The sequence below is a fragment of the Cupriavidus sp. SIMBA_020 genome (assembly GCF_046535395.1).
GTDB classification, from domain to species: domain Bacteria; phylum Pseudomonadota; class Gammaproteobacteria; order Burkholderiales; family Burkholderiaceae; genus Cupriavidus; species Cupriavidus campinensis.
This window is the reverse complement of the sequence record NZ_JAWRWU010000982.1, coordinates 1-259: the sequence shown is the minus strand read 5'-3', so window position 1 is coordinate 259 and position 259 is coordinate 1. Positions and strand designations below refer to the sequence as shown.

Genomic DNA, 259 nt, shown 5'->3' with positions numbered 1-259 from the left:
CGATCGGCGGGCGCGACCGTCACGCCCGCGATGGCGCTGGAACCGATCGTGCCGTTATTGACGATGTTGCTCACGCCGCCCGCGCCGTTCTGCACGGCGAGCGCCAGCCCGGTGAGATTCGACAGATTGACGGTGACGAGCTGCGCGGTGCCGTTCATCGTGCCGTTGTTGGTCACGTTGATGGTGCTCGCGCTGCTGTTGCCGATCACCGTGCCGCTCGACAGGATGCTCAGTATGCCTAAAAGAGAAGGATCAATCG

General features: G+C 63.3%; 1 protein-coding gene. It reads right to left on the bottom strand.

Annotation, left to right across the window (positions count from 1 at the left end):
- The coding region (locus SB751_RS32405) for a hypothetical protein (protein WP_410749309.1) at positions 1-259 on the bottom strand (259 nt) is incomplete at both ends.